The 25700-nt window shown below is 71.5% G+C and carries 24 protein-coding genes and 1 pseudogene; 6 read left to right on the top strand and 19 right to left on the bottom strand.

Going from position 1 to position 25700, the window contains the following annotated elements:
• Nucleotides 1-33: 33 nt before the first annotated feature.
• Nucleotides 34-714, top strand: coding sequence for a TetR/AcrR family transcriptional regulator (locus PAI11_RS00985; RefSeq protein ID WP_007569885.1), 681 nt, complete (start codon nt 34-36; stop codon nt 712-714).
• Nucleotides 715-789: 75 nt separating this feature from the next.
• Here the strand turns inward: PAI11_RS00985 and PAI11_RS00980 are convergent, their stop codons facing one another.
• Complete coding sequence (locus PAI11_RS00980; RefSeq protein WP_007569883.1) at nt 790-1512, bottom strand: TetR/AcrR family transcriptional regulator; 723 nt, start codon at nt 1510-1512, stop codon at nt 790-792.
• 90 nt (nt 1513-1602) lie between these two features.
• Between PAI11_RS00980 and PAI11_RS00975 the strand changes: the two genes are divergently transcribed.
• Entirely contained in the window at nt 1603-2388 is a 786-nt protein-coding gene (locus tag PAI11_RS00975) for an SDR family oxidoreductase (RefSeq protein WP_007569882.1), read from the top strand.
• Nucleotides 2389-2405: 17 nt separating this feature from the next.
• A complete protein-coding gene (locus PAI11_RS00970) occupies nt 2406-2750 on the top strand; it encodes a nuclear transport factor 2 family protein (RefSeq protein WP_007569880.1) in 345 nt (114 codons plus the stop codon).
• Nucleotides 2751-2783: 33 nt separating this feature from the next.
• Here the strand turns inward: PAI11_RS00970 and PAI11_RS00965 are convergent, their stop codons facing one another.
• The 10 genes from PAI11_RS00965 to PAI11_RS00920 form a co-directional block, all read right to left on the bottom strand.
• A complete protein-coding gene (locus tag PAI11_RS00965; RefSeq protein WP_007569878.1) occupies nt 2784-3956 on the bottom strand; it encodes a winged helix DNA-binding domain-containing protein in 1173 nt (390 codons plus the stop codon).
• A 240-nt stretch (nt 3957-4196) separates the two neighbouring features.
• Entirely contained in the window at nt 4197-5306 is a 1110-nt protein-coding gene (locus tag PAI11_RS00960; protein ID WP_007569876.1) for a carboxypeptidase-like regulatory domain-containing protein, read from the bottom strand.
• A 240-nt stretch (nt 5307-5546) separates the two neighbouring features.
• Complete coding sequence (locus tag PAI11_RS00955) at nt 5547-9098, bottom strand: indolepyruvate ferredoxin oxidoreductase family protein (protein WP_007569874.1); 3552 nt, start codon at nt 9096-9098, stop codon at nt 5547-5549.
• The gene (leuB, locus tag PAI11_RS00950) at nt 9095-10123 is read right to left on the bottom strand and encodes a 3-isopropylmalate dehydrogenase (RefSeq protein WP_007569873.1); all 1029 of its coding nucleotides are present in this window, start codon (nt 10121-10123) and stop codon (nt 9095-9097) included. Before leuB ends, PAI11_RS00955 begins: the two co-directional genes overlap by 4 nt.
• Entirely contained in the window at nt 10120-10686 is a 567-nt protein-coding gene (gene leuD, locus PAI11_RS00945; RefSeq protein ID WP_007569870.1) for a 3-isopropylmalate dehydratase small subunit, read from the bottom strand. The genes leuB and leuD overlap by 4 nt, the downstream gene beginning before the upstream one ends.
• Entirely contained in the window at nt 10683-12035 is a 1353-nt protein-coding gene (gene leuC, locus PAI11_RS00940) for a 3-isopropylmalate dehydratase large subunit (RefSeq protein ID WP_007569868.1), read from the bottom strand. Before leuC ends, leuD begins: the two co-directional genes overlap by 4 nt.
• A gap of 2 nt (nt 12036-12037) precedes the next feature.
• Nucleotides 12038-12484 (bottom strand): GlcG/HbpS family heme-binding protein, encoded by a 447-nt coding sequence (locus tag PAI11_RS00935; RefSeq protein ID WP_007569866.1) that lies wholly within the window; start codon nt 12482-12484, stop codon nt 12038-12040.
• A complete protein-coding gene (locus PAI11_RS23700) occupies nt 12481-12816 on the bottom strand; it encodes a NifU family protein (protein ID WP_138974031.1) in 336 nt (111 codons plus the stop codon). The genes PAI11_RS00935 and PAI11_RS23700 overlap by 4 nt, the downstream gene beginning before the upstream one ends.
• 30 nt (nt 12817-12846) lie before the next feature.
• Complete coding sequence (locus tag PAI11_RS00925) at nt 12847-13878, bottom strand: amidohydrolase family protein (RefSeq protein ID WP_007569863.1); 1032 nt, start codon at nt 13876-13878, stop codon at nt 12847-12849.
• Between the two features lie 69 nt (nt 13879-13947).
• The gene (locus tag PAI11_RS00920; RefSeq protein WP_040597509.1) at nt 13948-15549 is read right to left on the bottom strand and encodes a fatty acyl-CoA synthetase; all 1602 of its coding nucleotides are present in this window, start codon (nt 15547-15549) and stop codon (nt 13948-13950) included.
• Nucleotides 15550-15692: 143 nt separating this feature from the next.
• On the opposite strand from PAI11_RS00920, the pseudogene PAI11_RS28400 reads away from it, so the two are divergent.
• Nucleotides 15693-16124 (top strand): annotated as a pseudogene (locus tag PAI11_RS28400) (GAF domain-containing protein); the annotation flags it as partial.
• A gap of 135 nt (nt 16125-16259) precedes the next feature.
• Nucleotides 16260-17327: a PucR family transcriptional regulator gene (locus tag PAI11_RS00915; protein WP_138974030.1), complete on the top strand. Its 1068-nt coding sequence runs from the start codon at nt 16260-16262 to the stop codon at nt 17325-17327.
• On the opposite strand, the gene PAI11_RS00910 is transcribed toward PAI11_RS00915, so the two are convergent.
• The 8 genes from PAI11_RS00910 to PAI11_RS00875 form a co-directional block, all read right to left on the bottom strand.
• Nucleotides 17280-18818 (bottom strand): PucR family transcriptional regulator, encoded by a 1539-nt coding sequence (locus PAI11_RS00910; protein ID WP_007569859.1) that lies wholly within the window; start codon nt 18816-18818, stop codon nt 17280-17282. The genes PAI11_RS00915 and PAI11_RS00910 overlap by 48 nt on opposite strands.
• Before the next feature lie 18 nt (nt 18819-18836).
• Entirely contained in the window at nt 18837-19655 is an 819-nt protein-coding gene (locus tag PAI11_RS00905; RefSeq protein WP_170320669.1) for an MBL fold metallo-hydrolase, read from the bottom strand.
• Nucleotides 19656-19657: 2 nt separating this feature from the next.
• Entirely contained in the window at nt 19658-20545 is an 888-nt protein-coding gene (locus tag PAI11_RS26670) for an MBL fold metallo-hydrolase (protein ID WP_007569857.1), read from the bottom strand.
• Nucleotides 20546-20638: 93 nt separating this feature from the next.
• Nucleotides 20639-21076, bottom strand: a complete 438-nt coding sequence (locus PAI11_RS00895; RefSeq protein WP_007569856.1) for a VOC family protein — start codon at nt 21074-21076, stop codon at nt 20639-20641.
• 226 nt (nt 21077-21302) lie between these two features.
• Nucleotides 21303-22163 (bottom strand): ABC transporter permease, encoded by an 861-nt coding sequence (locus PAI11_RS00890; protein ID WP_007569855.1) that lies wholly within the window; start codon nt 22161-22163, stop codon nt 21303-21305.
• 3 nt (nt 22164-22166) lie between these two features.
• Nucleotides 22167-22976, bottom strand: a complete 810-nt coding sequence (locus tag PAI11_RS00885; protein ID WP_007569854.1) for an ABC transporter ATP-binding protein — start codon at nt 22974-22976, stop codon at nt 22167-22169.
• A gap of 38 nt (nt 22977-23014) precedes the next feature.
• The gene (locus tag PAI11_RS00880; protein ID WP_007569853.1) at nt 23015-23887 is read right to left on the bottom strand and encodes an ABC transporter permease; all 873 of its coding nucleotides are present in this window, start codon (nt 23885-23887) and stop codon (nt 23015-23017) included.
• Between the two features lie 194 nt (nt 23888-24081).
• Entirely contained in the window at nt 24082-25071 is a 990-nt protein-coding gene (locus PAI11_RS00875) for an ABC transporter substrate-binding protein (RefSeq protein ID WP_007569852.1), read from the bottom strand.
• 128 nt (nt 25072-25199) lie between these two features.
• Here PAI11_RS00875 and PAI11_RS00870 point away from each other — a divergent pair, with 128 nt between their 5' ends.
• Entirely contained in the window at nt 25200-25685 is a 486-nt protein-coding gene (locus PAI11_RS00870; RefSeq protein ID WP_040597508.1) for a hypothetical protein, read from the top strand.
• Nucleotides 25686-25700: the final 15 nt, after the last annotated feature.

The raw sequence follows: 25700 nt of genomic DNA, 5'->3' as shown, positions 1-25700 counted from the left end.
GAAACAGACCACCGGTCCCTAGGATCTGAGCAGATGGCCGCCACCTTCCAACGCGCCCGCAACGACGAGCAGCGCGCCGTCCGCAGCCAGGCGATCCTCGCCGCCGCCGCCGCGATGCTCGAGGAGATGCCCGTCGCGGAGCTCTCGCTCAACGAGCTCAGCCGCCGCGTCGGCCTCGCGAAGTCCAACGTCCTGCGCTACTTCGACTCGCGCGAGGCCGTGCTGCTGGAGCTCCTCCAGGCCTCGATCCGCGAGTGGCTCGCCCAGCTCGCGACCGAGCTGCCGTCCGCGGTCCGGCCCCGCGCCGGGTTCGCGCGCCGCGCCGAGCAGCTCGCCGGCGCGATCGCCGCCTCGCTCGCGGAGCGGCCGGCGCTCTGCGACCTCATCAGCGCGCAGTCGACGGTTCTCGAGCGCAACGTCTCCGTCGAGGCGATCACCCGCCACAAGCTCGCCGGCCTCGCCGACGGAGAGGCCCTCACCGGGCTGGTCCGCGACGCCCTCCCCGAGCTCGACGAGGACGGCGCCTGGAAGTACCTGGTCGCGATCTGGGTGATGACCTCGTCGCTGTGGCCGCACGCCCGGCCGCCCGCGGCCCTGCTCGAGGCCTGCGCGGCCGACCCGCGCCTCGCGCTCCACCAGATCGAGTTCCCCGCCACGCTCGCGGACTACCTCACCACGCTGGCGATCGGGCTCCACGCCCGCGCGGGCGGGTGAGCGCCTCGGTGCCCGGCCGCGAACGGCCCGAGCCGTGGCGCTCGAACCTGCCGCCAGCGCGGGCGCCACGTCCCGTCATCCGCGGCTGAGTCGGTCCAGCCACTCGTCGAGCAGGGCGGCTTCGGCGGGGCCGAGCGGTCCGGCGTCCTCATGCAGGGCGGCGCGCAGCGCGATCGCCGTCGCGGCGGTCGCGGCGCCGGGCTCCGCGGGGTGGTCGCCGCCGTCGGAGTCGGTGCTGATCCGCGCGAGGACCGCGTCGCGGACGGCCTCGGAGAGGGTCGGGTCGGCGTCGGCGTCCGGCTGGCTGATCAGCGTGAGGACCACGCCGGTGCTGGCGGCCAGGATCTGTCGCGCGGCCCGCTCGGGCGCGATCCGCAGCCGTCCCTGCCGCGCGGCGGGTTGCAGCGCGTGCAGGATCATCGCCTCGACCTCGGCGACGACGCCGCACGGGCGTCCGGGGATGGCTCGACCGTAGACGCGCGAGTAGAAGCCCGGGTTCTCGGTCCCGTAGCGGACGTGCAGGTCCCAACCGCGGCGGATGTCCTCGATCGGGTCGCCGTCGTCCCGGATCGGCGACGGCCGCTCGGCGAGGAACGCCTTGAACCCGTGGGTGACGACCGCGTCGAGCAGCTCCTGCTTGCTGCCGAAGTGGTGGTACAGCGTCGGCGCCTGGACGCCGGCGGCCTCGCAGATCGCGCGGGTCGAGACCTCGCCGCCCTGCGCGGCCTCCAGCAGATCGGCGGCCGCGAGCAGCAGCCGGTCCCGGGTGCTGCTGCCGTCGGAGTCGCTCTTGGCCACGGCTTCGACGATAGCGCGTATAGCGATGCTACATTCTCTATCCGATCGCTATAGGATCTTCTGTATCGAATCGATGAAGGGACACGAACGATGACCACCGACTCCGAGCGGTTCCTGCGGGGACGTCGCGCCCTGGTGACCGGCGGCACGAAGGGCACGGGCGCCGCCACCGTGGAGCGGCTGCGGGCGGCGGGAGCGACGGTGCTCGCGACCGCCCGCTCGATGCCCCACGGCTACCCGCATCCGGAGCTGTTCATCGCGGCGGACGCCACGACGCCCGCGGGGGCGGACGAGATCGCCGATCGGCTCCAGGGGAACCAGGCGGTCGACGTCGTCGTCCACGTCGTCGGAGGATCGAGCGCCCCGGCGGGGGGCTTCGCCGCGCTCACCGACGAGACGTGGCTGGCGGAGCTGCAGCTCAACCTGCTCGGTGCCGTGCGCCTGGACCGGCGCCTGATCCCCGCGATGATCGAGCGGGGCGGCGGCGCGATCGTCCACGTCTCGTCGATCCAGCGACGCATGCCGCTCCACGACGCCACCCTCGCCTATGCGGCGGCCAAGGCGGCGCTGAGCGTCTACAGCAAGGGCCTGGCCACCGAGCTCGCGCCGAAGGGCATCCGCGTCAACACGGTCGCGCCCGGCGGGATCCAGACCGCCGCGGCGGACGCGCTCGTGGCGCGGATCGCCCACGGCCAGGGCATCGGCACCGCCGAGGCGCTCCAGGGCCTGCTGGATTCGCTGGGAGGCGTCCCGCTCGGGCGCTTCGCTCGCCCCGAGGAGGTCGCCGAGCTGATCGCCTTCCTGGTCTCCGACCGCGCCTCGGCGATCACCGGGAGCGAGCACGTGATCGACGGCGGCACCCTCTCCACCATCTAGGAAACGGCGGTACGCAGATGAGCACCACCAAGACCCCGGCCGTGATCGACCGCTTCCTGCAGGCCACCGAGGCCGCGGACTGGGCGGCCTTCGCCGCCTGCTTCCTGCCTCACGGCGTCGTGCTGGACGAGGGACGGACCTTCGTCGGCCGCGACGAGATCCGCGCCTGGCGCCAGGCGACCGCGGATGCCGTCACGTTCACGGCGACCGTCGTCGCCCGGGGCGCGTCGGGGCGCGACGGCTTCAAGCTCGTGCAGCACCTCGAAGGAGACTTCCCGGGCGGCGTCGTCGACCTCGACTTCCTGTTCGCGCTCCGTGACGACCAGATCGCCGCGCTGATGGTCCTGCCCCACGCGGGGTAGCAAGGCCCTGCGTGGTCCCGTCGCGCTCGCCCGTCAGGCGTGCGCCCCCGCGGTCACCGTGCCGATCGCGAGCTCCGGCCTGCCCTCCAGGACGGCCGCGACCCGCTCGACCTGCTCGTCGAGCGCGGCGCGGTGCGCCGTGGACAGCTCGCCGAGCGGTTCCACGGTGATCGAGAGCCTCTTGCCGGAGCGCCGCTGGTGCCACACGCCTGAGACGACGCCGTCGATCAGGAGCACCGGGTAGTTGCCTGCCTGCCCGCTCGGGGTGAGGGCACGCTCGGCCGCCCGGCCGGGGTAGAGCCGCTCGCGTGGCTGGCCGGCCACGACGTAGGCGTCGAAGTACGGCAGCAGGCGCACCCCGCGCGGCGGCGCCTGGGAGAACCCGGTGTCGCCGGCGTTCACCCAGGCGGGGGTCGAGTCGAGGCCGATGCGCTGGATGCGTCCGCTGCCTTCGAGGGAGCCGAACAGCTCGGTGGCCCAGCTGCGCGGTGCACTCAGCCACTTCGCGTAGCTCTGCGGGGTGGCGGGGCCGTAGGCGTGCAGGTAGCGCTCCAGGAGCCGCGCCTGCGCAAGGGGCCCGTCGACGGGCTCGAAGCTCGGCAGGTGGCGCCGTGGGTTGGTGTACGTGACCTTGCGGCCCTTGCTCGGGCCGAAGCACAGCACCCCGCGGTACGCGGCCAGGGTCACCGCCTGCCGCCAGCGCGGCCACATCTCCTGGAACGCGGGCATGACCAGATCGCCGGCCCACGGCCCGGTGGCTTCGACGAGCGCCTCGGTCAACTCGTCGACGGTGAGCTCGGCGCCGGCCAGCACCTGTCCGATCGCGGCGACCACCTGCTCCGTCTGCTCGTCGGTCAACCGGATGTGCTCCGGGAACGGATTGGCCGGATGCGGCATGGTCGACAGGGCGCCGATCCACATCGGCAGGTCGGCCGTCGGCAGCAGGTGGACGGTGCCGCGGGGGCCGTGCGTCTTGACCAGGCTGCGCTCCTCCCACAGGGCGGCGCGGATGTCGCTGCGGGTCGCGACCGCGGACCTGATGCCGACCGACAGCTCGGCGGCGGACAGGACCTGGGCGTGCGCACCGCAGAGGGCGCGGACCAGCTCGGCAGGGCCTGCCGTGGCGGCGGGCGTCGCAAGAGCGCTGCGCTCCAGGCGCCGAGCGGACGCTTCGTCCCACGACACGCTGTCGGCCGGGGAACCCATGGGTCTCCTTCGTTGCTCGCGGTTGCGCGGCAGCCGGTTCGCTCCCGTCGCGCTCGGGCGCGACGGGAGGCGCGGGGCCGGATGCCGTCCTCGGCAGCCTGCCGCACATATAGGCCAGTTGCTGACCTGATCGTGGTTCGACATCGGGGTCCCGCTTGCGCCACCCGGACGGAGGCCGGAGCCCGCCGAGCCCGCTCCCGCCAGCTACGCCACGGTGAACCCCGCCGACCGGCCCACGCGTCAGCGACGCCGGACGGTGCGCCGCTCGCTGACCGTGCGCTGGCCCGGGGCCTTCCACGCCACGGTCACCACGATCCGCTTGCGGGTGCGGAGCAGGCGGCGGCCGGTGGCGTTCAGCCGCAGGCGGGCGACGGTGCCGGTCCGGCGCGAGCGGACGCTCCGGCGGGCGATCGTGACCATGCGGGCGCTGCCGCGGCGGCCGGCGGCCGGCGCGCGGGTGGTCAGGGTCACCGTGCCGCGGCACGTGTCGCTGCCGACGCAGGCGACCGGCATCCCGAACGAGCCGTTGGAGGGCACCCGCGTCGGCTGGCCGAGCACCACCGGCGCCACCGAGGGCAACGGGATCACCGGCGACGGCGTCCCGTGCCGCTGCGCCTCGGCCTCCATCTGGGCGATCCCGTGGCGGAGGAGCGCGATCACGCCGGAGTTGACGGTCGGCCAGCCGGCGTCGGGGTGCGCCAGGATCCACTCGCCGGCCGCACGCAGGCTGTCGCGCGTGAAGCCCGCCGCGGCGAGCTGGGCGTCGGTCGGACGGAAGGTGCCGAGCACGTAGACCACGGCGGCGTAGTCCCACGGCAGGCTGGTGATCCTCGGGATCCGGCCCCGGGGGCAGCCGGCGGGCGGCCCAGCGGGATCGGGTCCCTCGTAGCCCTCGAGCAGCAACCCGTCGCGGCAGACGTCGTAGCGCGGGCGGGGCGCCACTCGCACGACGACGCCGATCAGCGGCTGGCCCTCCGCGACCGTGACCCGGGGCGCGGTCTCGTAGTTCGACGACCCGTCGCTCGGACCGACCAGCCAGCGGTCGTCGGTCCCCGTGAACGGCTCGGCGTCGTCGTTGGTGGCCTCGACCATGTAGGTCCCCGCCCGGATCTTCAGGCCGAAGCGGCCCTCGGCGTCGGAGGGGTCGCGGGTGCGGACGTCGGCGCTGGTGCTGGCGAAGCGGACGTGGACCCCCGCGACCGGTGTGCCGTCGACGGCGCTCACCACCGTCCCGGTCACCGGCTGCTCAGGTGGCAGCGCCTGCGCGCGGGCGGCGGCGGGCGCCGCGACGGCCACGACGAGCAGCAGCAGCGAGAGTAGAAGCGGGCGGAGAGCGAAGGCGGGCGGCACGGAGCGTCCGGTCGAACGGCGACGGTGCACACCGCATCGGCCGCCGGAAGGAGGACCTTGAGCGGCCGACTCGCGCCGACCCGCTCGGGCGCGCATCGCCCGCTTGGCCTTGCGCGGCTCGCAATCGGTCGGCAAGGACCCCTGCTGCGACGCGGAGCGGCTCGGGGCCCACCACGGCGAAGGGCGCATCGAAGCGCAAGACGAACGCGAGCAATCCGGTCCACGACCAGGATCCGACGGTCACCCGGGTCGAGCGGTCGGTGACGGGCCCGAGCGCAGCTGGTTCCAGGCGGCCGCCATCCGCTCGCGATAGCGGGCGACGTTGGCGAGCTTCAGCTCCTCGTACCCCCGCACCAGGTCCGGCAGCTCGGCCAGCGACGTTGCCGCCTCGTGGTTGGCCGGGCTCAGGACCTCCAGCACCTGTTCGATCTGCGATCGGTACTCGCTCACGAGCGCGCGCTCGACGCGTCGGACCTCGGCCCGGCCGAACGGGTCGAACGCCGTCCCCCGCAGCCTGCGCAGGCGGTAGAGCACGTGGAACGCCGGGCGGAACCACCGGCCGAGCGTCAGCTTGCGCTTCAGCCCGAGCGCACGGAGCAGCGGCGGGTGCAGCTTGTAGGCGTACCGCGCACCCGGCCCGAACTCCTGCTCGACGGCTGCCGTCAGCGCCGGGTCGATGCTGAGTCGGGCGATCTCGTACTCGTCCTTGTACGCCATGAGCTTGTACGCGTACCTGGCGACCGCACGGCTCAGCGGTCCGTCCTGGACGCCCGTGCGCTCGAGCTCCACGCGCTGGGCGTCCCGGACCAGGTCGGCGTACGCCTGCGCGTAGCGCCGGCTCTGGTAGGCGACGAGATCGGGGACGCGCTCGACGACGATCTCCCCGAGCTCGCTCCCGGCCTCGGCGCCTACCGCGTCGATGATCGCCTGGACCGACGCGCCGACCGGCGGCGCCTCCCGGACGGGCCGCGAGCCCTCCAGAGCCCGATCGACGGTCTCGGGGGAGACGACGGCCAGCCGTCCCAGGCGCAGCGCCTCCAGGTTGAGATCGACTGCGGTGCCGTTGAGGGCGATCGCCTCCTCCAGCGCGGCCAGGCTGAGCGGGAGGACGCCGCGCTGGAAGGCCGCCCCGACGACCAGCGTGTTCGCCACCTGATCGGTCCCGAGCAGCGCCGTCGCGATGTCCTGCGCGCGCAGGCGCATGGAGCTGGTGCACCGCTGCTCGATCCGCGTGGCGAGCTCGTCGACCGGCGAGCTCGCCGCGTCGACGGCGATCACCTGCTCGGCCGTCGGCGCGACGCTCGTCGAGATCACCGCGACCGTCGACTCCCGCCGCATCGGAGCGAGGTTCTCGGCCGCGGTCCCGGCCACGAGATCGCAGACGAGATACGCGTCGCAACCCTCGTCGAGCTTGTTGGCCCCCTCGATCGGCTCCGGTCCGAACTTGAGGTCGGAGATCACTGCCCCGCCCTTCTGCGCCAGGCCGACCTGGTCGAGGCCCGCGACGTGCAGCCCGTCGACGTGAGCCGCCATGGCGAGGACCTGCGCCGTCGTGACGATTCCCGTGCCACCGACGCCCGCCAGCCTGACCGTGACCGCCTGACCGGGGCGGCGCACGGCCGGATCGGGCAGCACGATCCCGTCACCGATCCGCGCCGCTTCGGTCCGCGTCGCCTCGGTCGGCGTCGCCGCGCGCTTCGACGGGGTGACGGTGAGGAACGAGGGGCAGTCGCCCTCGAGGCACGAGACGTCGACGTTGCATGACGCCTGGTGGATCCGGGTCTTCCGACCGAAGGAGGTCTCGACCGGCTGCACCGACAGGCAGTTGGATTTCGCGCCGCAGTCGCCGCAGCCCTCGCACGCGCGCTCGTTGATGAAGACCCGCTGCGACGGCGTCTCGGCCCGTCCCCGCTTGCGTTTGCGCCGCAGCTCCGTCGCGCACTCCTGGTCGTGCAGCAGCACGGTGACGCCGGCGACCTTCGCGAGCTCCTCCTGCGCCTCGATCAGCCGCGACCGGTCCCAGACCTCGACGTTCCCTGTCAGCTTCACGCCCCGGTACCGACCGACGTCCTCGGTCGTCACGATCACCCGCGCGACGCCCTCGCTCTCGAGCAACCGGCAGAGCTCCGGAACCGTCCGCCCGCCGACGATCGCCTGGCCCCCGGTCATCGCGACGGCCGAGTTCACCAGCAGCTTGAACGTCAGGTTCACGCCCGAGGCCACCGCCGCACGCACGGCAAGCGAGCCCGAGTGGTGGAACGTCCCGTCCCCGACGTTCTGGACGAGGTGGTTCGCGGAGACGAACGGCGACATCCCGATCCAGGTGGCCCCCTCGCCGCCCATCTGGCAGAGGCCGGTCAGCATGCCGACGCGTTCCTCGGGCATCAGCAGCGCCAGGCCGTGACAGCCGATGCCGCCGCCGACCAACGTGCCCGACGGGACCTTGGTCGACGAGTTGTGCGGACAGCCCGAGCAGAAGTAGGGGGTACGGGTCACCGGCGACGGGGCGAGCGGAAGCGCGCGGGAGGCCGGGGTGACGTTCACCGTCGAAGCCGGCGGGGTCGGCTCCAGGTCGAGGTCCATGTGCTCGGACAGCCGGCGACGGAGCGCCGCCGCGATCAGTCCCGGATCGAGATCGGCCGATGCCCGCAACAGCGGTGCACCCCGATCGTCGGACTTGCCGACGACGATCGGACGGTCGAGCGCACCGTAGAGCGCCTCCTTGACGAGCAGCTCGAGGAACGCACGCTTCTCCTCGACGACGACGACCTCTCGCAGGCCGCCGGCGAACTCGCGGACCTGCTCGACGTCGAGCGGGAACGGAGCGCCGATCTTGAGCAGGCGGATCCCGAGCGACTCGAGCCGGTCGCGGACGCCGAGGATCGAGAGCGCCTCGATCAGGTCGCGCCAGGCCTTGCCTCCCGCCACGATCCCGACCGTGTCCTGAGGTCCCCGCGACGCGATCCGGTTGAGCCGATTCGCGACGATGTAGCGGCGCGCGATCTCCAGCCGCGGCCCGACCATCGATTCCTCGAGCTCGAGCAGCGGCGCGCCGAGCATGCGCGCCGACACCCGGTGCCGGAACGGCCGCCCGTCGATCTCCGTGTCGGGCTCGACCGGGACCACCAACTGCTCGGAGATCGAGACCGAAGAGGTGCCGTCGGCGACGTTCGTCGCGATCTTCAGGCCGCTGTAGAGCCCCGAGCAGCGCGACATCGCGATCCCGTGGAGGCCGAAGGCCAGCACCTCCTGCGGATCGGCGGGCAGGAGCACGGGAATCATCAGGTCCATCAGCGCCAGCTCCGACGACGACGGCACGGTGGAGGACTTCGCCCGGGCGTCGTCGCCGACGCAGACGAGCGCGCCGCTCCGGCGGTCGACGCCCATCAGGTTGGCGTGACGCAGCGCGTCGCTCGCCCGGTCGAGACCTGGCGCCTTGCCGTACCAGAGCCCGAAGACGCCCTCGAACAGGGCACTCGGTTGCAGGTGCGCCTGCTGACTGCCCATCAGGGCCGTCGCCGCGAGCTCCTCGTTGACCGCCGGTTGGTGGACGATGTCGTGCTCGTCCAGCAGCTTTCGGCTCCGCCCGAGCTCCAGGTCGTACCCGCCGAGCGGAGACCCTTCGTACCCCGAGATCAATCCGGCGGTCCGGTTGCCCCGCCGGCGGTCGGCCCGCCGCTGCTCGAGCGGCAACCGCACCAGCGCCTGCACCCCGTTCAGCAGGACCGTCCCGTCGCGCAGCTCGTACCGGTCCGCCAGCGCGACCGTGCGATCGACCGTCAAGCTCGTCACAGTGCCTCCAGGACGGCGGCGGTGAACTCGCCCGTGGTCGCGGTCCCCTGCAGGTCACGGGTGCGCGTTCCGGCATCGATCGCCGCCGCGACGGCGCGCTCGACCGCATCGGCGGCGGCGGTGCGGTCCAACCCGTGCCGAAGCAGCATCGCCCCGGAGAGGATCGCGCCGACCGGGTTGGCCACACCGAGGCCGGCGATGTCGGGCGCGCTGCCGTGCGCGGGCTCGAACAGCCCCGGCGACCCGTCCGTGCCGAGCGATGCGCTCGGCAGCATGCCGATCGATCCACAGTAGATCGACGCCTCGTCGCTGAGCACGTCGCCGAAGAGGTTCTCGGTCAGCAGGACGTCGAACCGACGCGCGTCCAGCAGCAGCTGCATCGCCGCGTTGTCGACCAGCATGTGCTCGAGCTCGATCTCCGGGAACTCCCGGGCCACCTCGGTCACCACCTCGCGCCAGAGGCGGCTGGTCTCCAGCACGTTGGCCTTGTCGACGCTCGTCACGCGGGTTCGGGCGGCGCCGAAGGCGACCCGAGCCGCCCGCTCGACCTGCTCGCGCGTGTAGACGCACTCGTCCAGCGCCGCTCGGGCGTCGCGCGCGTGCCGCCCGCCGCGGTACAGGCCCCCGCTCAGCTCGCGGACGATCAGGAAGTCCACGTCCTGAACGTGACTCGCGCGGATCGGGCCGAGCTCCGCCAGCGTCGATCGCGCGGCGATCGGCCGCAGGTTCACGGTCACGCCGAGCTCCGAGCGGAGCGTCAGCAGCGCCTCGCCCGGGTCGGGATCGCTTCCGGGTGGAAAGCCCGGATCGCCGAGCGCACCGACGAGCACTGCATCGGCGCGCTTGCACGCTGCGAGCGTCGCGGCGCTCAGCGCCGTCCCGTCGGCGCGGATCGCGGAGACGCCGACCAGTCGCTCGTCGAAGTCGACGTCTCCGGCCACGCGCCGGAGCACGGCGAGAGCCGCGTCGGTGACCTCGGGCCCGATCCCGTCGCCCCCCAGGACGACGACCGTCTGTCCACTCATGCTCGTCCTGCCTTCGTTCGGGGCATCGTCGTGTCACGCCGGCCTTCGTACGCCGCGATCGCGTCCTCGGACTCGAGCGTCACCGCCACGTCGTCGAGGCCGTGGACGAGACGACGCCGTGCCTCGTCCGGGTAGTCGAGCGGATAGCTGGAGCCCGCCCACGCCACGGTGCCGGCTCGTAGGTCGACCGCTGCTTCGCCGGCCTCCGCGATCTGGTCCCGGATCTCCTGCGGAACGCGGACCGGAAGCAGCCCGTTCTTCATGCAATTGGTGCGGAAGATGTCGCCGAAGCTCGGTGCGACGATCGCGGCGAAGCCGTAGTCGGCCAGCGCCCACACGGCGTGCTCCCGGCTCGAGCCGCAGCCGAAGTTCGCCCCCGTGACCAGGATCGGCCGGCTGGGGAGATCCCATGCGGGGTCCTCGCGCCAGTCGTAGAACGCATACGGACCGAATCCGGTGCGCTGCACGAGCTTGAGGAACTGCTTCGGGATGATCACGTCGGTGTCGATGTCGTCGCGCAGGAGCGTCGAGACCGGACCTTCGACCCGCGACACGGCCTTCACGAGCGCCTCCAGTCGCGCACGTCGACGAAATGCCCGGTCACGGCGGCCGCGGCCGCCATCTCCGGCGACACGAGGTGCGTGCGTCCTCCGCGACCCTGTCGGCCCTCGAAGTTGCGGTTCGACGTCGAGGCGCAGCGCTCGCCCGGATCGAGCGTGTCGGCGTTCATGCCCAGGCACATCGAGCACCCCGCGCCGCGCCACTCGAAGCCGGCCTCCGTGAAGATCGCGTCGAGCCCTTCGGCCTCGGCAGCTCGCCGGACGCGCATCGATCCGGGAACGACCATCGCGCGCACGTTCGGGGCGACGGCACGGCCCGCGATCAGCTCCGCAGCGTGACGCAGGTCCGACAGGCGGCCGTTGGTGCACGAGCCGATGAACACGCGGTCGATGGCGACGTCCACGAGCCGCGTCCCGGGCTCCAGGCCCATGTAGTCGAGGGCCCGGCGCTCGGCCTCCGTCCTCGGCTCGGGCACGCGATCGAGCACGCCGGCGACCATCTCCGGCGTCGTGCCCCACGTCACCTGCGGCGTGACCTCGCGCGCATCGATCTCGACCTCGCGGTCGAACTCCGCGTCGCCGTCCGTCGCGAGACGCCCGCGCGCATCGTCCACCGTGCCGCCGTGGCGGTCGATCCAGTCGAGCGTCATGGCGTCCGGCGCGATCAGGCCCGCGCGCCCACCGGCCTCGATCGTCATGTTGCACAGCGTCATGCGCCCTTCCATCGTCAGCGCCTCGATCGCCGGCCCCGCGTACTCGACGACGTGGCCGGCAGCGCCGCTCGTGCCGATCCGTCCGATCGTGTGCAGCGCCAGGTCCTTCGCCGTGGTGCCGAAGGGCAGGTCGCCCACGTACCGGATGCGCATCGTCCGGGGTCGTTCCTGCACGACGCACTGCGTTGCCAGGACGTGCTCCACCTCGCTCACCCCGATGCCGAACGCCAGGGCGCCGAACGCACCGTGCGTCGAGGTGTGCGAGTCACCGCAGACGATCGTCATGCCGGGCTGGGTCAGCCCGAGCTCCGGTCCGATGACGTGCACGATGCCCTGCTGAGGGGCACCCATCGAGTGGAGCGGGATCCCGAACTCGGCGCAGCCGGCCTCGAGCAGACCGACCTGCACCCGGCTCAGCTCGTCGTCGATCTGCGCGCTGCGCGTCACGCCGTCCGTCGGCACGTTGTGGTCCGCCGTCGCGAGCGTCAGGTCCGGGCGCCGCACGGGTCGGCCTGCCGCCTTCAGGCCCTCGAAGGCCAGCGGACCTCCGAGATCGTGAAGGAGGTGCAGGTCGACGTACAGCAGCCCGGGCTCGACCTCGTGCGCGGCCCAGATCTTCTCGACGAGCGTCTGTCCCACGACTAGCCGGCCGACCCGAGGCCCAGCTCCGCGATCGCACCCTCGGCGACGGCCTGATCTTCGCTGTAGTGACCGCCGGACACGCCGACGGCCCCGATCAACGCCCCGTCCGCGAAGAGCGGGTACCCGCCGGGAACCGCGGTCAGCCGCGGAACCTGCGAGAGGTTGGCGGCGCCCGCGTCCTGGTCCAGGAAGCCCTTGATCTCGTGGGTCGAGAGCCCGAACGCCGCCGCGGTCAGCGCCTTGTCGATCGCGATGTCGTAGGTGAGCGACGACGCCCCGTCCATGCGGGCGATGGCCTTCGGCGTGCCCGAGGTGTCGCACACGGCGATCGCCATCGGACTGCCCTGGCGCTCGGCGACCGCGACGGCACGGGAGACGAGCGCGCGGGCGGTGGCCTCGCTGATCTGGGTCTGCGAGAACGTGGTCGTGGTGGTGTCCTGGGTCATTGCCTGGGCTCCTGATTCGAGGGTGAGGACATGGGAAGGGCGGGGCCGTGGAACCGCCTGATCCGCGCGAGAGCGGCCGGCGGGACGACACGTCCCTCGATCTGCACGTCGGAGACGCCGTCCACGGCAGCGAGCTGGTCGTGCAGGGCGGCGCCGAACGTCACGGCCTGGTAGGGACAGCCGACGCAGTTGCCGGTGAAGCGCAGCCGCAGCGTGCCGTCCTCGTCGAGATCCCGGATCTCGACGTCCCCGTGGTGCGCGTGGATGCGCGGGCGGATCTCGTCGAGGGCCGCCTGCACGGCATGGCGCTCGGGACGGCGGTGCGTCGCCATGACGGAAGCACGGAGGTCCGACCGCACGGGTCAGGACACCCCGAGGAGCTTGCTCTTGGCGTCGATGTCGACGCCCATGATCCGCGCGAAGTTCCGGCCGAACAGCTTTTCGCGGATGTCGCGGGTGATCTCCGGGTAGCCCCAGCGATCCTGCATCTCGTCGGAGAACTGCATCTCGTTGAACATCTCGATGGTCGACTGGACGTTCGGCCAGACGAAGCCCTCGCTGCCGTACAGCACGCGGTCGGGGCCGAGGAACAGCAGCGCCTTGCCGAGGGCGTGCAGCGTGAGGTCTGGCATCAGCGGGTAGAACTGGATCAGGCCGGCGTACGACATGACCATGTTCGGGAAGCGGCTGGCGATCTGGATGCTCGCGTCCTCGTAGGGCCAGCCGAGGTGGTGGATGACGAAGGTCGCCTCCGGGAAGTCGCGGGCCGGGCGCTGGAGGTCCTCGCAGCGGAGCCACGGACCCATGATCTGCTGCGAGAACGCGAAGCCCTTGTGGAACTGCAAGCACGTGACCCCCAGCTCCAGCGCCTTCTCGAAGATCGGGTAGGCCACCTCGCGGTCGTCGGCCATCCAGTGCTGCTCGTCTGCACCTGACTGGTAGAACTTGAAGCTCGTCGCGCCCAGCTCGCGGACCTGGTGCTCCATCGACGCCAGGCACTCCTTGGTCGTCATCGTCGTCGGGTCCACAGCTCCGCAGAAGAGGATCCGATCCGGCGCCGCCTGCTTGAGCTCGTAGTTGAGCTGGAGCGGGTAGAGGAAGTCCTTCCAGAAGTCCTTGATCGGCACCGTCTGGGCCATCGCCATGTCGGTGTCGGAGTCCTCGAACAGCAGCTTCAGCGCCTCGTCGACCCCGAGCCGCTTGTGGCCGAAGTCGGGATCGCTCTCCAGCCGACCGCTGCGATCGAGCTGGGGGAAGACGGCGAGCGTCTGGCCCACGCTTCCCGGGCCCACCGTGAAGTGATCGGCCGCTGCGCGGTCGCTCTCGAGCACGTTGATGCTGCTGTTGTCGTACGCGTGGATCGCGTTGTCGAAGATGAACATCCCGTCGTGCATGTGCTGCTCCTCCTGAGTTGATGAAAACGGTGGCGCCGAGGCCACGTCGGCGGTCGACGACCGCGGCAGCTAGGCGGCGGCGATCTCCGCGAACCGGGTGCGCAGCTCGCGCTTGAGGATCTTTCCGCTGGCGTTCTTCGGCAGGTCCTCGACGATCGCCACGTACTTCGGCGCCTTGTAGGGCGCGAGTCGCTCCCGGCAGAAGTCGATGACCGACTGCGTCGTCAGCGCCGCGCCGGAACGCGGTACGACCGCTGCGGTGACCGCCTCGATCCAGACGGGATGATCGGTGGCGAACACGGCGGCCTCGGTGACGTCCGGATGTGCGTAGAGCACTTCCTCGACCTCACGGCTGGCCACGTTCTCCCCACCCGTCTTGATCATGTCCTTCTTGCGATCGACGACCGTGAGGTACCCCTCCTCGTCGAACACCCCGAGATCGCCGCTGTGGAACCACCCGCCCGCGAAGCTCTCGGCGGTCTTGCCGGCCTGATCCCAGTAGCCCAGCGTCGCCTGGGGCGAGCGGTGGACGATCTCGCCGACCTCGCCCGGAGGCAGCGTCGCTCCGGCGTCGTCGACCACCCGGGTCTCGACGTTGACCGCCGGACGGCCGGCGCTGCCCGCCTTCCGAACCTGATCCTCCGGAGCCAGGATCGTCGCGATCGGCGCGAGCTCGGTCTGCCCGTAGAAGTTGAAGAGCCGCACACCGGGGAGCCGGCGGTGGAGCTCGTGCAGGATCTCGACCGGCATCGGCGAGGCTCCGTAGTAGGCCTTGCGCAGGCTGGACAGGTCGCGCCGCTCGAAGTCCTCGTGACGGAGGAGGCTGATCCAGACCGTCGGCGGACAGAAGAGCTTGGTGGCCTTCTCCCGCTCGATGGTGGCCAGGATCTGTCCGGCGTCGGCTCCGGGGAGCACGATGCTCGTCGCCCCGAGCTGGATGTCCACGGTCAGGAAGCAGTGCAGCTGCGCGCAGTGGTAGAGCGGCAGCGCGTGCACCTCGACGTCGGCGGCGGTCATCTCACCGCCGACGATGCAGCTGGTGTGCTGCGCGATCACGCTGCGATGCGAGAGCGCGGCGGCCTTGGGACGCGATTCGGTCCCGCTGGTGAAGAGCAGCTCGAGCGGATCGTCGTCGTCGAGCTCGACCATCGGCTCGGTCGGGTCCCCCCACCGGGCCCAGTCGTCGACGTCGAGCCACCCGGGCTTGGCCGCCCCGATCATCGCGCGGACGCGCACCTGCTCGCCGAGCTCGCCACCGAGAGCAGTCGCCCCCACGACGTGGAGCGCATCGTCGACCACGAAGGCGACCGCTCCCGAGGCCTCGAGGATGTAGGAGACCTCGTGCGCCTGGAGCATGAAGTTGATCGGGACGACGATCACCCCGGCCTTGGCGCAGGCGTAGTAGAGCACCACGAACTCGTGGGAGTTGCGCGCCAGGAGCGCCAGGCGATCCCCTCGGCGGAGACCGGCGCCGACGATCGCGTTCGCCGTTCGGTTGACCTCGCGGTCGAGGTCCCCGTAGCTCACGCGCCGACCGGCGGACACCAGCGCCAGGCGCTCCGGATGGCGCGCCGCCGACCACCTGAGCAAGTCCCCCATCGTCTGCCGGCGGGCGCGGGCGGTCTCGGCGGTGGGGGTCGGGACGGGAGAGGCGGTACGTGCGTAAGGCATGGGTGGTTGCTCGAGATCGGTGCGTCCGACAACGACTGGGGCCATTCAATCCGCCGAGCTCGCGGGCGACTTCACCTCGGACGACGAACTTCGGGCCGACTTCCGGTCGCCCGAGCTGAGGTCGCGAGACGTAGGATCGGGACGTGCTCGCCCCGCCACGACACCGGCACCCCGGCGACGAGCCCGCGACCACGATCTGGGACGCGCTGGAAGCCATCCAGCGCTACGAGCTCGATCCGCCCAACATGCTCGACGCCGTGGTCGCGCTCAGCGTCGAGCTGTTCGGGGCGACCGCCGGGTGGTTCTCGGACGACGGCGCCGACGGCCGCACCCATCTCGCCGGGAACGATCCGCTGGACTGGGTCGAGGCGGTTCCCCGCGAGGGCGTCGAAGACGCGGCACGCCGCGGGGGATCGGCGATCACGACCGTGGTCCCCGGCCCGGGCGGCCAGCCGACTCGGGTGGCCGCGGCTCCGGTCGCGCTTGCCGACCGCATCCTCGGCGTCCTGTGCATCGCGGGGGCGCACGGCCCTGACGACCTGCCGGCGCTCGAGCTGATCGCCAGTCACGCCGCCGTCGGCTTGGACAGCGGTCGGCGCCACGCCAGCGCGGCCGCCGAGGCCCTGACGCTTCGCGAGGCGTTCGCCGGGGCCTATCGCCTCACGGGCGTGCTCTTCCGCAACGAGGGGCTCCAGCAGCTCCAGCGTGCGTTGGACGACCTCGTCTCCCCGCCGACGCGCGTGCTCGTAGCGCCGGACGCGGCGCCGGACGCACCCGAGGATCACGGCGAGCCGATCATGTCGGCCGGCTCCCAGCTCGGCTGCATCGTCGTGGAGGGCGGGTCGTCGAGGATGACGACCGTCGACCGGTACCTCGTCGCGGATGCCGCCCGGCTGGTCGCGATCGAGCTTCGCCGGCAGCAGGCGGTCGACGAAGCGGAATCGACCTTCCGGGGAACGTTGCTCGAAGAGCTGGTGGACCTTCCGGACGGTGCGTCCGGTGCCCGGGCCCGCATCGCGCTGAGGCTGCAGCAGGCCGGCCTCGATCTTCTCCGCGTCACGCCGCTGATCGCGTTGCAGGCCGTCGACACCGCCATCGACCCGACCTACGTGCTGCGTCGCGTCCGCGACGGCGCGGCGCGACTCTCCGGGCAGATGGTCAGCAAGGTGCTCGCCTTCGAGCGGGCAGGACGGATCGTCCTGGCCACGCACAGCTCCGACGGCGACTCGATGGTGCGCAACCTGGCGAGCCAGTTGGCCAGCCATCTGGCCGATGTGGGGCTGCCGGTCCTGGTGGGTGTCAGCGGATCCACGACGAACGTCGCGGACGCGCACCTCCAGGCCATCACCTGCCTCCAGATCCTGCGCGATCGCGGCGACGACGGAGGCGTCCTGCGGGCGGAGGACCTCGGACCGCTCGCGGCGCTGCTCTCCGTCCCGGACCTGGGCCAATCGCGGAGCTTCGTCAGCGAGGTGCTCGGCGAGCTCGTCGCGACCGACCGCACGATGCGAATCCCGCTGCTCGAGACGTTCGTGGCCTACATCGAGTCCGACGGAACCCGCTCGTCCCTCGCGGACCGCCTGTATATCCACCCGAGCACGCTGAAGTACCGGCTCGGGATCGTCGAGTCGGTCGTCGGACCGTCGATCGCCGACCCCGACGCGGCGCTGCGGTTCCAGACGGCCGTCACCACGCTGCGCATCCTGGAAGCCCGGGGAGCATCACCCTTCTCAGCCGACCAGCGGCCGGCGACCGAGATCCTCGAGCAGCGTTCGTAGCCGGATCGCCAGCGCGAGCTCGATCCTGACGCGCCGGTCGGCGAGCCGCACCCCGAGCAGATGCTCGATCCGCCCCAGCCGGTACTTCAGCGTGCTGGCATGGATGCCGCACCGCTTGGCGACGGTCGGGTGGTGGCCGTCACCCTCGATCATCGCGCGCAACGTCGGCGTCAGCGGCACGCGAGCCCGGGCGTCGTGGGCTTCCAGCGGCCCGAGGATCCGCAGCACCGATTCGGACGCGCTCGCCAGGTCCGGAGCGTCCAGGAGGAACGCCAGCGGCCCGAGCTCCGCTGCGTGCAGGAGGCCGCCGTCCGCGGCGGCAGCCAGCCTCGCCGCCGCGATCGCCTCGCGCGCCGCCGCGGCGAGATCGGCCGTGGTCCGACCGACCCCGATGCTCGGCCGCCATTCCTGCCGGGCCAGCACCGCGAGCAGCCGGGCGGCGATCTCCTCGACCTCCGCGCCGTCGGGGACGGCGATGACGAGGGATCGCTCGCGCTCGACGGCCAGCATCGAGCCGCCGCTCGTCTCCAGCTCGCGGACGGCCGAGAGCGCATCCAACCTGCGACGAGGGTCGTCGACCCAGACCGCCAGGGCCGCGTAGGGGACGTCGAGACGGACGTCGAGACGGGCCGCCAGGTGCCGGATGGGCTCGCTTTCGATCGGTCGGCCGGCCAGCACCTCGGAGAGCAGCTCGGCGCGGAGTCGGAACTGGGCTTCGCGAGCGCTGCGCAACCGATGGGCCTCGATCGCGATCAGGCGGGCGCCGTAGCGCAGGATGCCCTCCTCGAGTGCGCCGAGCCGAGCGCCGGAGGCGACCAGCTGCCCGAGGTACTTGGTGTCGGTCTCGATCGGCCACGTCCCCGCGTCGGCCGGCCCGGGATCCGCGTCGCGACAGACGACCGCGGGCAGATACGGAGCGATGTCCGCCGACGGCGCGATGCGGACCGTGCGCTCGAGGAACCGCTCGACGAGCCCAACGAGCCCGACCACGCCCAGGTCCTCGACCGTCGCGGCCGTCATCTCGCGAAAGGCCGTGAAGTAGCGCGTGAGCATCTCGACCCGAACCCGAACCGTATCCCGCAGCTCACCATGCTCCAGCGCGATCGCCGCGTGCTTCGCCAGCGCTTCGAGCACCCAGGCCTCGTGCGGACGAGGCGCCGCGTGCGACCGCCAGGCGACGCACACCGATCCGACCGGGCCGCCCTCGCCCCCGACGGCGACGCGCCGGATGCGCGCCAGGCCGGCCGCGTCGAGCGCGCCGTCAGGGTCCACCCCCTCCATCCCGCCGTCGACGGGGAAGGCCGCGATCACCTCCTCGGTCCCCGAGGGCGCTCGCAGGGCGACGAGGCCGAGGTCGGCCCCGGTCAGCCCCGCCGCGTGACGGGCGACGACGTCGAGCAGCGCCGCACGATCATGCTCCGTGCTCTGGATCTCGCGTAGGGCGCCGGCAACCGCTGTGCGGTAGGCCGGATCGAGCTCGGGACCGGGCACCGTCCGATGATCCAGCGATCACCCGGGGTTGTCCAGCGGATTCGCGACCATGCCGCTGGCGCTGCCCGCCCGGAGACCTCGCTCGATCGCCGGCATGGTGGCGGCCGGATCGGTGATCGGCAGGCCGTGGGTCGGCGCGATGATCTCGACCCCGAGCTCGTCGACGATCAGCTCGTTCAGGCGAGCGATGTAGGGCTCGACGTCGACGAACTTCGTCCAGAAGAAGGCCGCCATCGCGAAGAGCGCGACCTCGTCGGCGACCTCGAGTCCGTCGACCTCCTCGGCGACCGCGCCGCAGTGCCCGACGTCGTGGTAGTGCGAGTACGAGAATCGGTCGCCCGCGAAGAGGATCCGCCGCCGCGAATCGAAGCCCCACCGCGTATAGGCGAGGTCGCGGAAGACCGCCTCGACGACGTGGAACTGCGAATCGCCGAGATCGATGACGTCTCCCGGATCCATCGCGACGAACCGCTCCGCGTACTGCGGGAAGGTCAGGTGGAGGTCTCGCACCTCGCCGCAGGCGACGGCGTCCGGGAACCGCTGGAGAAACCGCCCGATGCCACCTGCATGCGGAATCTCGGTGTGCGTCAGGAACAGGTACTCGGGCTCGGGCACGCCCTGCGCGAACAGCCCCTCAAGCTGCTCGAGGATGCAGGGCACGTCGCGGGTCAGGCCACCTTCGACCAGCACCGACGTCCGGCTCCCGGTCACGAGGAAGGTCGATGCGTACTGGTGGAGCACCCGGCCACCGAACTCCAGCATCGAGCACTGCCCGAGCCAGTACACGCCCGGCGCAAGCTCACGGGGAAGCGGATTGTGGTCGGAAACGCTGCGCATCATCAACCTCCGAACGGCCACGTGCCGGCCGCGACGCCGACGGACGGACGCTGCTCGGCCTGGGCCAGGGCCTCGTCGAACATGGTGAGGTGACGCTCCACCACCGGGCGACCGCGGAGCACCCGTCCGTTGCCGGGTGCGATCGTCTCGATCTCGAGCCTCTCTGCGAGCGACGACATGCCGTTGCGCAGGCTCTCGGTGTCGCCGCCGGCCAACCACCAGAAGCGGTTGCGCTCGAGGTACGTCCCCACGGCTTCGACCGTCGTGGCGTCCTCGTCGGACTCCTGGAGGACGGCCGCCGAGCCCTCCGACTCCAAGTCGACCCATCCGAACAGGTCACCGGTGAAGAGCGTCCGCGTGCGGTGGTCGTACGCCCACGGTTCCGGCAGCAGCCGGACCGGGGCGACCAGGATCTCGACGACCCTTCGCCCCACGGGGTCGACGGCGATCCGCCCGTCTGCCGGGGTGGGCACGGAGCGCAGCTCCGCCAGGCCTCCGCCGGGAGCTCCCGGAGCGTCGAGGTCCGGTCTGAAGTCGAGCCACTCGTCCGGCTCTCCGAAGAACCGCCCGTAGAGCTGCGTGGCGCCGAAGCGCTCCGCGATCGGCCGGACGTTGCAGACGCCGGCGAACTCGCCGAAGCGCAACGGCAGCAGCGCCAGCTGCGACCGCTCGTCGAGCAGCTGCTCGAGCTGCGCGACGAGCGCGCGCTGGTGGACGGCGAAGCCCGTGTCGACCATGAGCGCGTGCTCGCCCTCGACGAGCAGGTAGCAGTTCGAGCTGGTGACGCCGCGGGCTTCGGCCGGGTGCGACGATTCCATGCCGCTCAGAACGATCGAGTTGCACAGCGCGTACGCCGCACCGTCGGTGATGGTCACGATCTCCCTGGACACGCAGCGGACGCTATCCCCGGGTCACGGGCGGGATCTTCGTCTCAGCTGGGGACAAACGGTCGGGTTTCGGTCGGACGCGACGAACCGCGGCGATCAGGACTCGGCCGGACCAGTCGGCTCGGCGGCAACCGCGCGCCGCAGCATCGACGTGATCTCGCTGACCGAGGCGCCGGTCTTCCGGGCGTCGAGCACGATCCTCGGATCGAAGGCGTGCTCGCCCACGGGCGCGGATGTCCCCGCCGGCCTCCAGCAGTCGTGCACGTACCCGAGTGCGACGCCGTTGCCGTCCGGGTCGCGGTAGCGGATCTCGGTCTGGTCGCCGATCAGCGCGGCCTCCACCGGGCTGATCTCGAAGAGCTGGAGCCGCAGGTAGTTCGCGAGCAGATCGTCGATCGACGCATAGCGGAAGTCGATCGAGCGTCGCGTCGGACTCGGCTCCCCGACCGTCAGGACGATCGGCCCAGCGCCGCCGAGCCGTTCGCCGTCCAGCGTCGCCCGCGTCCCGACGACGGTCTCGTACCACGCCGCCACCGCGTCCGGTCGGGACGTGACCAGCCGGATCTGCGGGAACCGCAGGGGCGCGATCGCGCCCCGGAACGGCAGGGCCGATACGGCTCCCCCAACTCCGTGCTCGCCCTGCGGGTCGCCAGGGTCTCGGGGCGCCCCGCGTGCCCCCTCCGGCTTCCGAGTGGGAGACGGCGTCCCGCGCTTCGGATACGCAGCCGGTGACACGTTCCGTCCAGCCTAGCCGCAGCGGTCACCGCTGCGACGCGTGCCAGCGCAGCGCGAAGCGCTCCAAGCGCGAGAAGCCCTGGCTGACGATCACCCCGAGGAGCATCGCGGTCAGCAGGTACCCCCACATGGTGTCGACGTCCCCCGCCGCCTCGAAGGTCGCGATGCTCTGTCCCAGTCCCGCAACGCCGCCGAGGATCTCGACGCCGATCGTGACGAGCAGCGCCATCACGGCCGAGATCCGCAGGCCGGTCGCCACGTAGGGCATCGTCGCCGGCAGCACGACCCAGCGCACGGCCTGCCACCACGAGAGGCGCATGCTCCGAGCCGCCTGGCGCGAGATCGGGTCGACGGACCTGACGCCGACGATCGTCTGCAGCACCATCGGCCAGATGCACGTCGCCACGATGAAGACGACCTTGAGCTTGGTCGAGACCCCGAGCGTGAGGACCGCCAGCGGAATCACGGCGACCGGGGGGAACGACCGCACGAAGTCGATCGTGGCGCGCGTGCTGCGATAGGCAAAGGAAAACGTCCCGAGGACGACCCCGATCGCCACGCCTCCGACCACGACGATCACGAGCCCGAGCAGCCACGGGCCCACCGTCTGCCAGAGGACGGAGGCGAACCCGGCCTCGGTGGTGACGGCGGCGAGCTCGCGGACCACCCCTGGCACCGAGGGGATCGTGCCCGGCCCTCCCACTTCGAGCGCGTGCAGCAGCTGCCACGCCACGAGCAGGCACGCGAGGATCACCGCCCGCAGGCCGAGGACGGTCCGGAAGCTGGGCTCGTGCTGAGCCCACTCCGCGAACGTCCGCGAGCGGGGTTCGATCTCGTCGGCCCCGGGCGTCGGCCGGGTGCTCGTCGTCTCCGCGGTCGTGCTCATCGCTCAGCCCACGAGGTCGAGGTTCGCGGCCGACGCGGGTGCGGCCTCGGACTCTCCCGCGCCTTGGATTCGCACGAGGACCTCGGTGCGGATCTCGGCGAAGCGCGGGTCGGCCCGCGTGCGGATCTGGTCGCGACGGTGACCGAACGGCACGTCGAGGATGGTCGCGACGGACGCCGGCCGGCCGGACAGGACGACGATGCGATCGCCGAGGTACACCGACTCGTCGATGTCATGGGTGACCAGCAGGATCGAGACTCCGGTGTCGCGGCGGATCGTCAGCGCCAGGTCCTCGAGGTCGAAGCGGGTCTGCGCATCGACCGACGCGAACGGCTCGTCCATCAGCAGCATCTGCGGCGCGTCCACCAGGGCACGGGCGATCGCGACGCGTTGCTGCATGCCGCCCGACAGCTGCCAGGGGTACTGCTTGCGCACGTCGGCGAGCCCGACCTCGTCCAGCATCTCCGCGGCCCGGGCCAGGCGCTTCGCCCGCTTCACGCCCTGGGCGCGGAGCGGCAGCGCGACGTTGTCGACGACCGACATCCACGGAAAGAGCGACCGGCTGTAGTCCTGGAACACCACGGAGAGCGCCGCGGGCGGTTCGACCACCAGGCCGCCGCCGACCCGCACCTCGCCGTGGGTCGGCCGTTGCAGGCCGGACAGGCAGCGCAGCAACGTCGTCTTCCCGACGCCGGAAGGACCCACCAGGCATACGAACTCCGAGGCCGCGACCTCGAGGTTCAGATCGTCGAGCACGGCGCGGGGGCTCTCCGGCCCGGCGTACGTCATCGACAGCGATCGGACTTCGAGCATGGGTCGTGTGACCTCCTTGCGGTGGTGTGCGGCATTCGTCATCGCGGCGCTCCCCCGCTCGAAGCCTCCTGCTGCTCGAAGTGCCAGCGCAGGAGCACCCGGCGCTCGAGCTGCGCCGCTCCCACGGCCAGCAGGTAGCCGAGCAGGCCGCCGACGATCGCGCCCGCGTACGAGGCCGGCACGTCGTAGTTGCGCTGCGCGAGGATCAGCTGGTACCCGACGCCGCGGCTGGAGCTGAACATCTCGACGGCGATCATGAAGATCACGCCGATCGCGATGCTCAGGTTCACGCCGGCGAGGATCGAGCGGGACGCGCCCGGGAGGATCACGTACCGCAGTCCGTGGAGGCGGCCGAGACGCAGCGAGCGCGTGACGTCGCGGTGCCCGGGATCGATCCCCGCCACGCCGTCGATCGTGTTGAGCAGGATCGGCCACAGGCAGGCGAACGCGATCAGCGCGATCTCACCGCCGCTGCCGATCCCGAAGACGAGGACGAAGATCGGCATCAGCGCCAGCCCGGGAAGCGAACGGAACAGGTCCAGGAACGGCGCGAGCGCGACGCGCACGGGACGGCAGAGACCGATCGACGTCCCGAGACCGACGCCGACGGCGGTCGCGAGCGCGAGCCCCGCCACCAGCGACATCAGGCTCGGCAGGATGTCCTCGGTGAGCCGCTCGGCCACGAGCCACTGCTCGCGCAGCCGATCCAGGATGTCGGCCAGCGGCGGGTAGAACGGATCAGCGCTGGCCCGCGACGTCCACGCCCAGAGGCCGATCAGGGTGACCGGAAGCCAGGCCGCGACGGCGTAGCGAGCGATCCGGGCACGCCACGACCGCCGGACGCGGCGGCGCTCGGGCCGGGACTCGCCGGCGCGAGCCGCCCGCCGGACGGAGAATGAGGATGACAGCACCTACGAGACCTCCACGACAGATCGATGCTACGAGCGGGCCGAAGTCGCGACTTCGTCTCGAGCTGATGACGAATCAGCCAACTCTCCGCGTTCAGGACGAGAACAGGCGCGTCGAGGGCCAGGAGGCCGCCGACAACTGCGCATCGCGGGGTGCGACGCCGCCGGCAACGGCGTCGCGCCCCTCGCTCAGCGCGTCACTGCTGGCCGACGATCCACTCGCTCGGCGGAGGAACGGACTTGATGCCGCCGGCCTGCTCGAGCACCTTGGCGACCTGCTCGATCTTCTCCGGGGTCACGTCGGTCGAGAAGGTCCCGAAGTTGGCGATCTGGCTGATCGCCTCGGGCGGGATCTCCGTGTACTTCTTCATGTAGTCGGCAACGCCCTTCGGGTTGGACGCGAGCGACTCCGTGATCGTCGCCTTCATCGCCTTCGCGAAGGCCGCGATCTCGTCCGGGTGCTCCTGGGCGTACTTGCGGCTCGTCCAGAAGACCACCGACGGCAGGCCGTCGGCGACGCCCGCCCCGATCGCCGCCACGCGGTGCATCCCTGCGCCCTCCGCGAGGCTGATGAAGGGCTCGAGCGCCTGTCCGGCGTCGATCTGGCCCTTCTTGATCGACGCGGCCATGTTGGCCAAGGGCACGGCGACGAACGTGACGGAGTCGGCATCGACTCCGGCCTTCTCGAGCTGCGCGCGCAGGTAGAGCTCGTGGGACGTGCGGAGCGCGTTGAGGCCGACCTTCTTGCCCGCGAGGTCCTTCAACTCCTTGATCGACGGGTCGTCGGTGACGATCGTGTTCGTGCTCGTCTCGACGCTGCCCTCGATGAGGGTGCCGAATCCAGGCAGGACCTGGAGCGGCTGGCCGCTGGCGATCGCGGGCACGATGTCGGCCAGCGCGGTCTGCGCGATCTGCAGCTTGCCGGCCAGGACCTGCGGAAGGATGTTCGCGGTGGACCCGGCCGAGAACATCTCGATCTTGACGGGCAGCCCAACCGCCTCGAACCGCCCTTCGTCACGCGCGATGTACGGCGTCAGCATCTGGCTCGCCGGGAAGGCGACGACGCGCGCCTCTTGAAGCGCGCCGGACGATCCGGCCGCGGCCGCGGGCCGCGAGCCCGAGCTGTCGTCGCCGCCACATCCGACCGCACCGACCGCGAGGCCGACCGTCGCGAGGACGCACAGCACGCGCGACCACGGTTGCGCCCGCCTCGAAGTACATAGGGACATTGCTCTCTCCTCAGTTTCAGGCGAACGAGTTCCGAACCCGCCGGCCGACCGTCTCTCCCCGGACCGTCCGATGCCGTGAGGCTCGCATGCATCGCCACGACTGCGGCCACAGCGATCGAACGGGCTGGTTTCGCGACTGTAGGCGGGAGCCGATCAGCGAAACTTCGCCCGATTCGGGGAAAACACGGGGGCGGTTCCGCATTCAGGACGACATCGCCGATCTGGCACTGGTCGAGGACGCTCGCGGAGCGGACGTGCCTCGACGACGCACCTCGTCCAGCCGGGCGATTGGGGATGGGGTGTTGCTGAAGCGGATCCGGCAGGTGCACGCCGCGAGCTACGCGGCGTACGGGTCTCACCGGGCCTGGAAGGCGCTGCTGCGCGACGGCAGGGGACCCGCGTTCTTCAGCGTCGTGCTCGACATGCTCTCGCGTCGAGTGGTCGGCTGGCAGTTCGCGTCGCACCCGCGCACCGACCTGGTCCTCGACGCGCTCCGGATGGCGCTCGCCGGCCGGCCGCGATCCGCCGCAAGCAGGTGCAGCGCGATCAAAAGCGACCACGAGAGTCGATGAGACGCTATCGTCTAG

The sequence above is a fragment of the Patulibacter medicamentivorans genome (assembly GCF_000240225.1).
Classification (GTDB): domain Bacteria; phylum Actinomycetota; class Thermoleophilia; order Solirubrobacterales; family Solirubrobacteraceae; genus Patulibacter; species Patulibacter medicamentivorans.
This window is presented reverse-complemented; position numbering and strand designations above follow the sequence as displayed.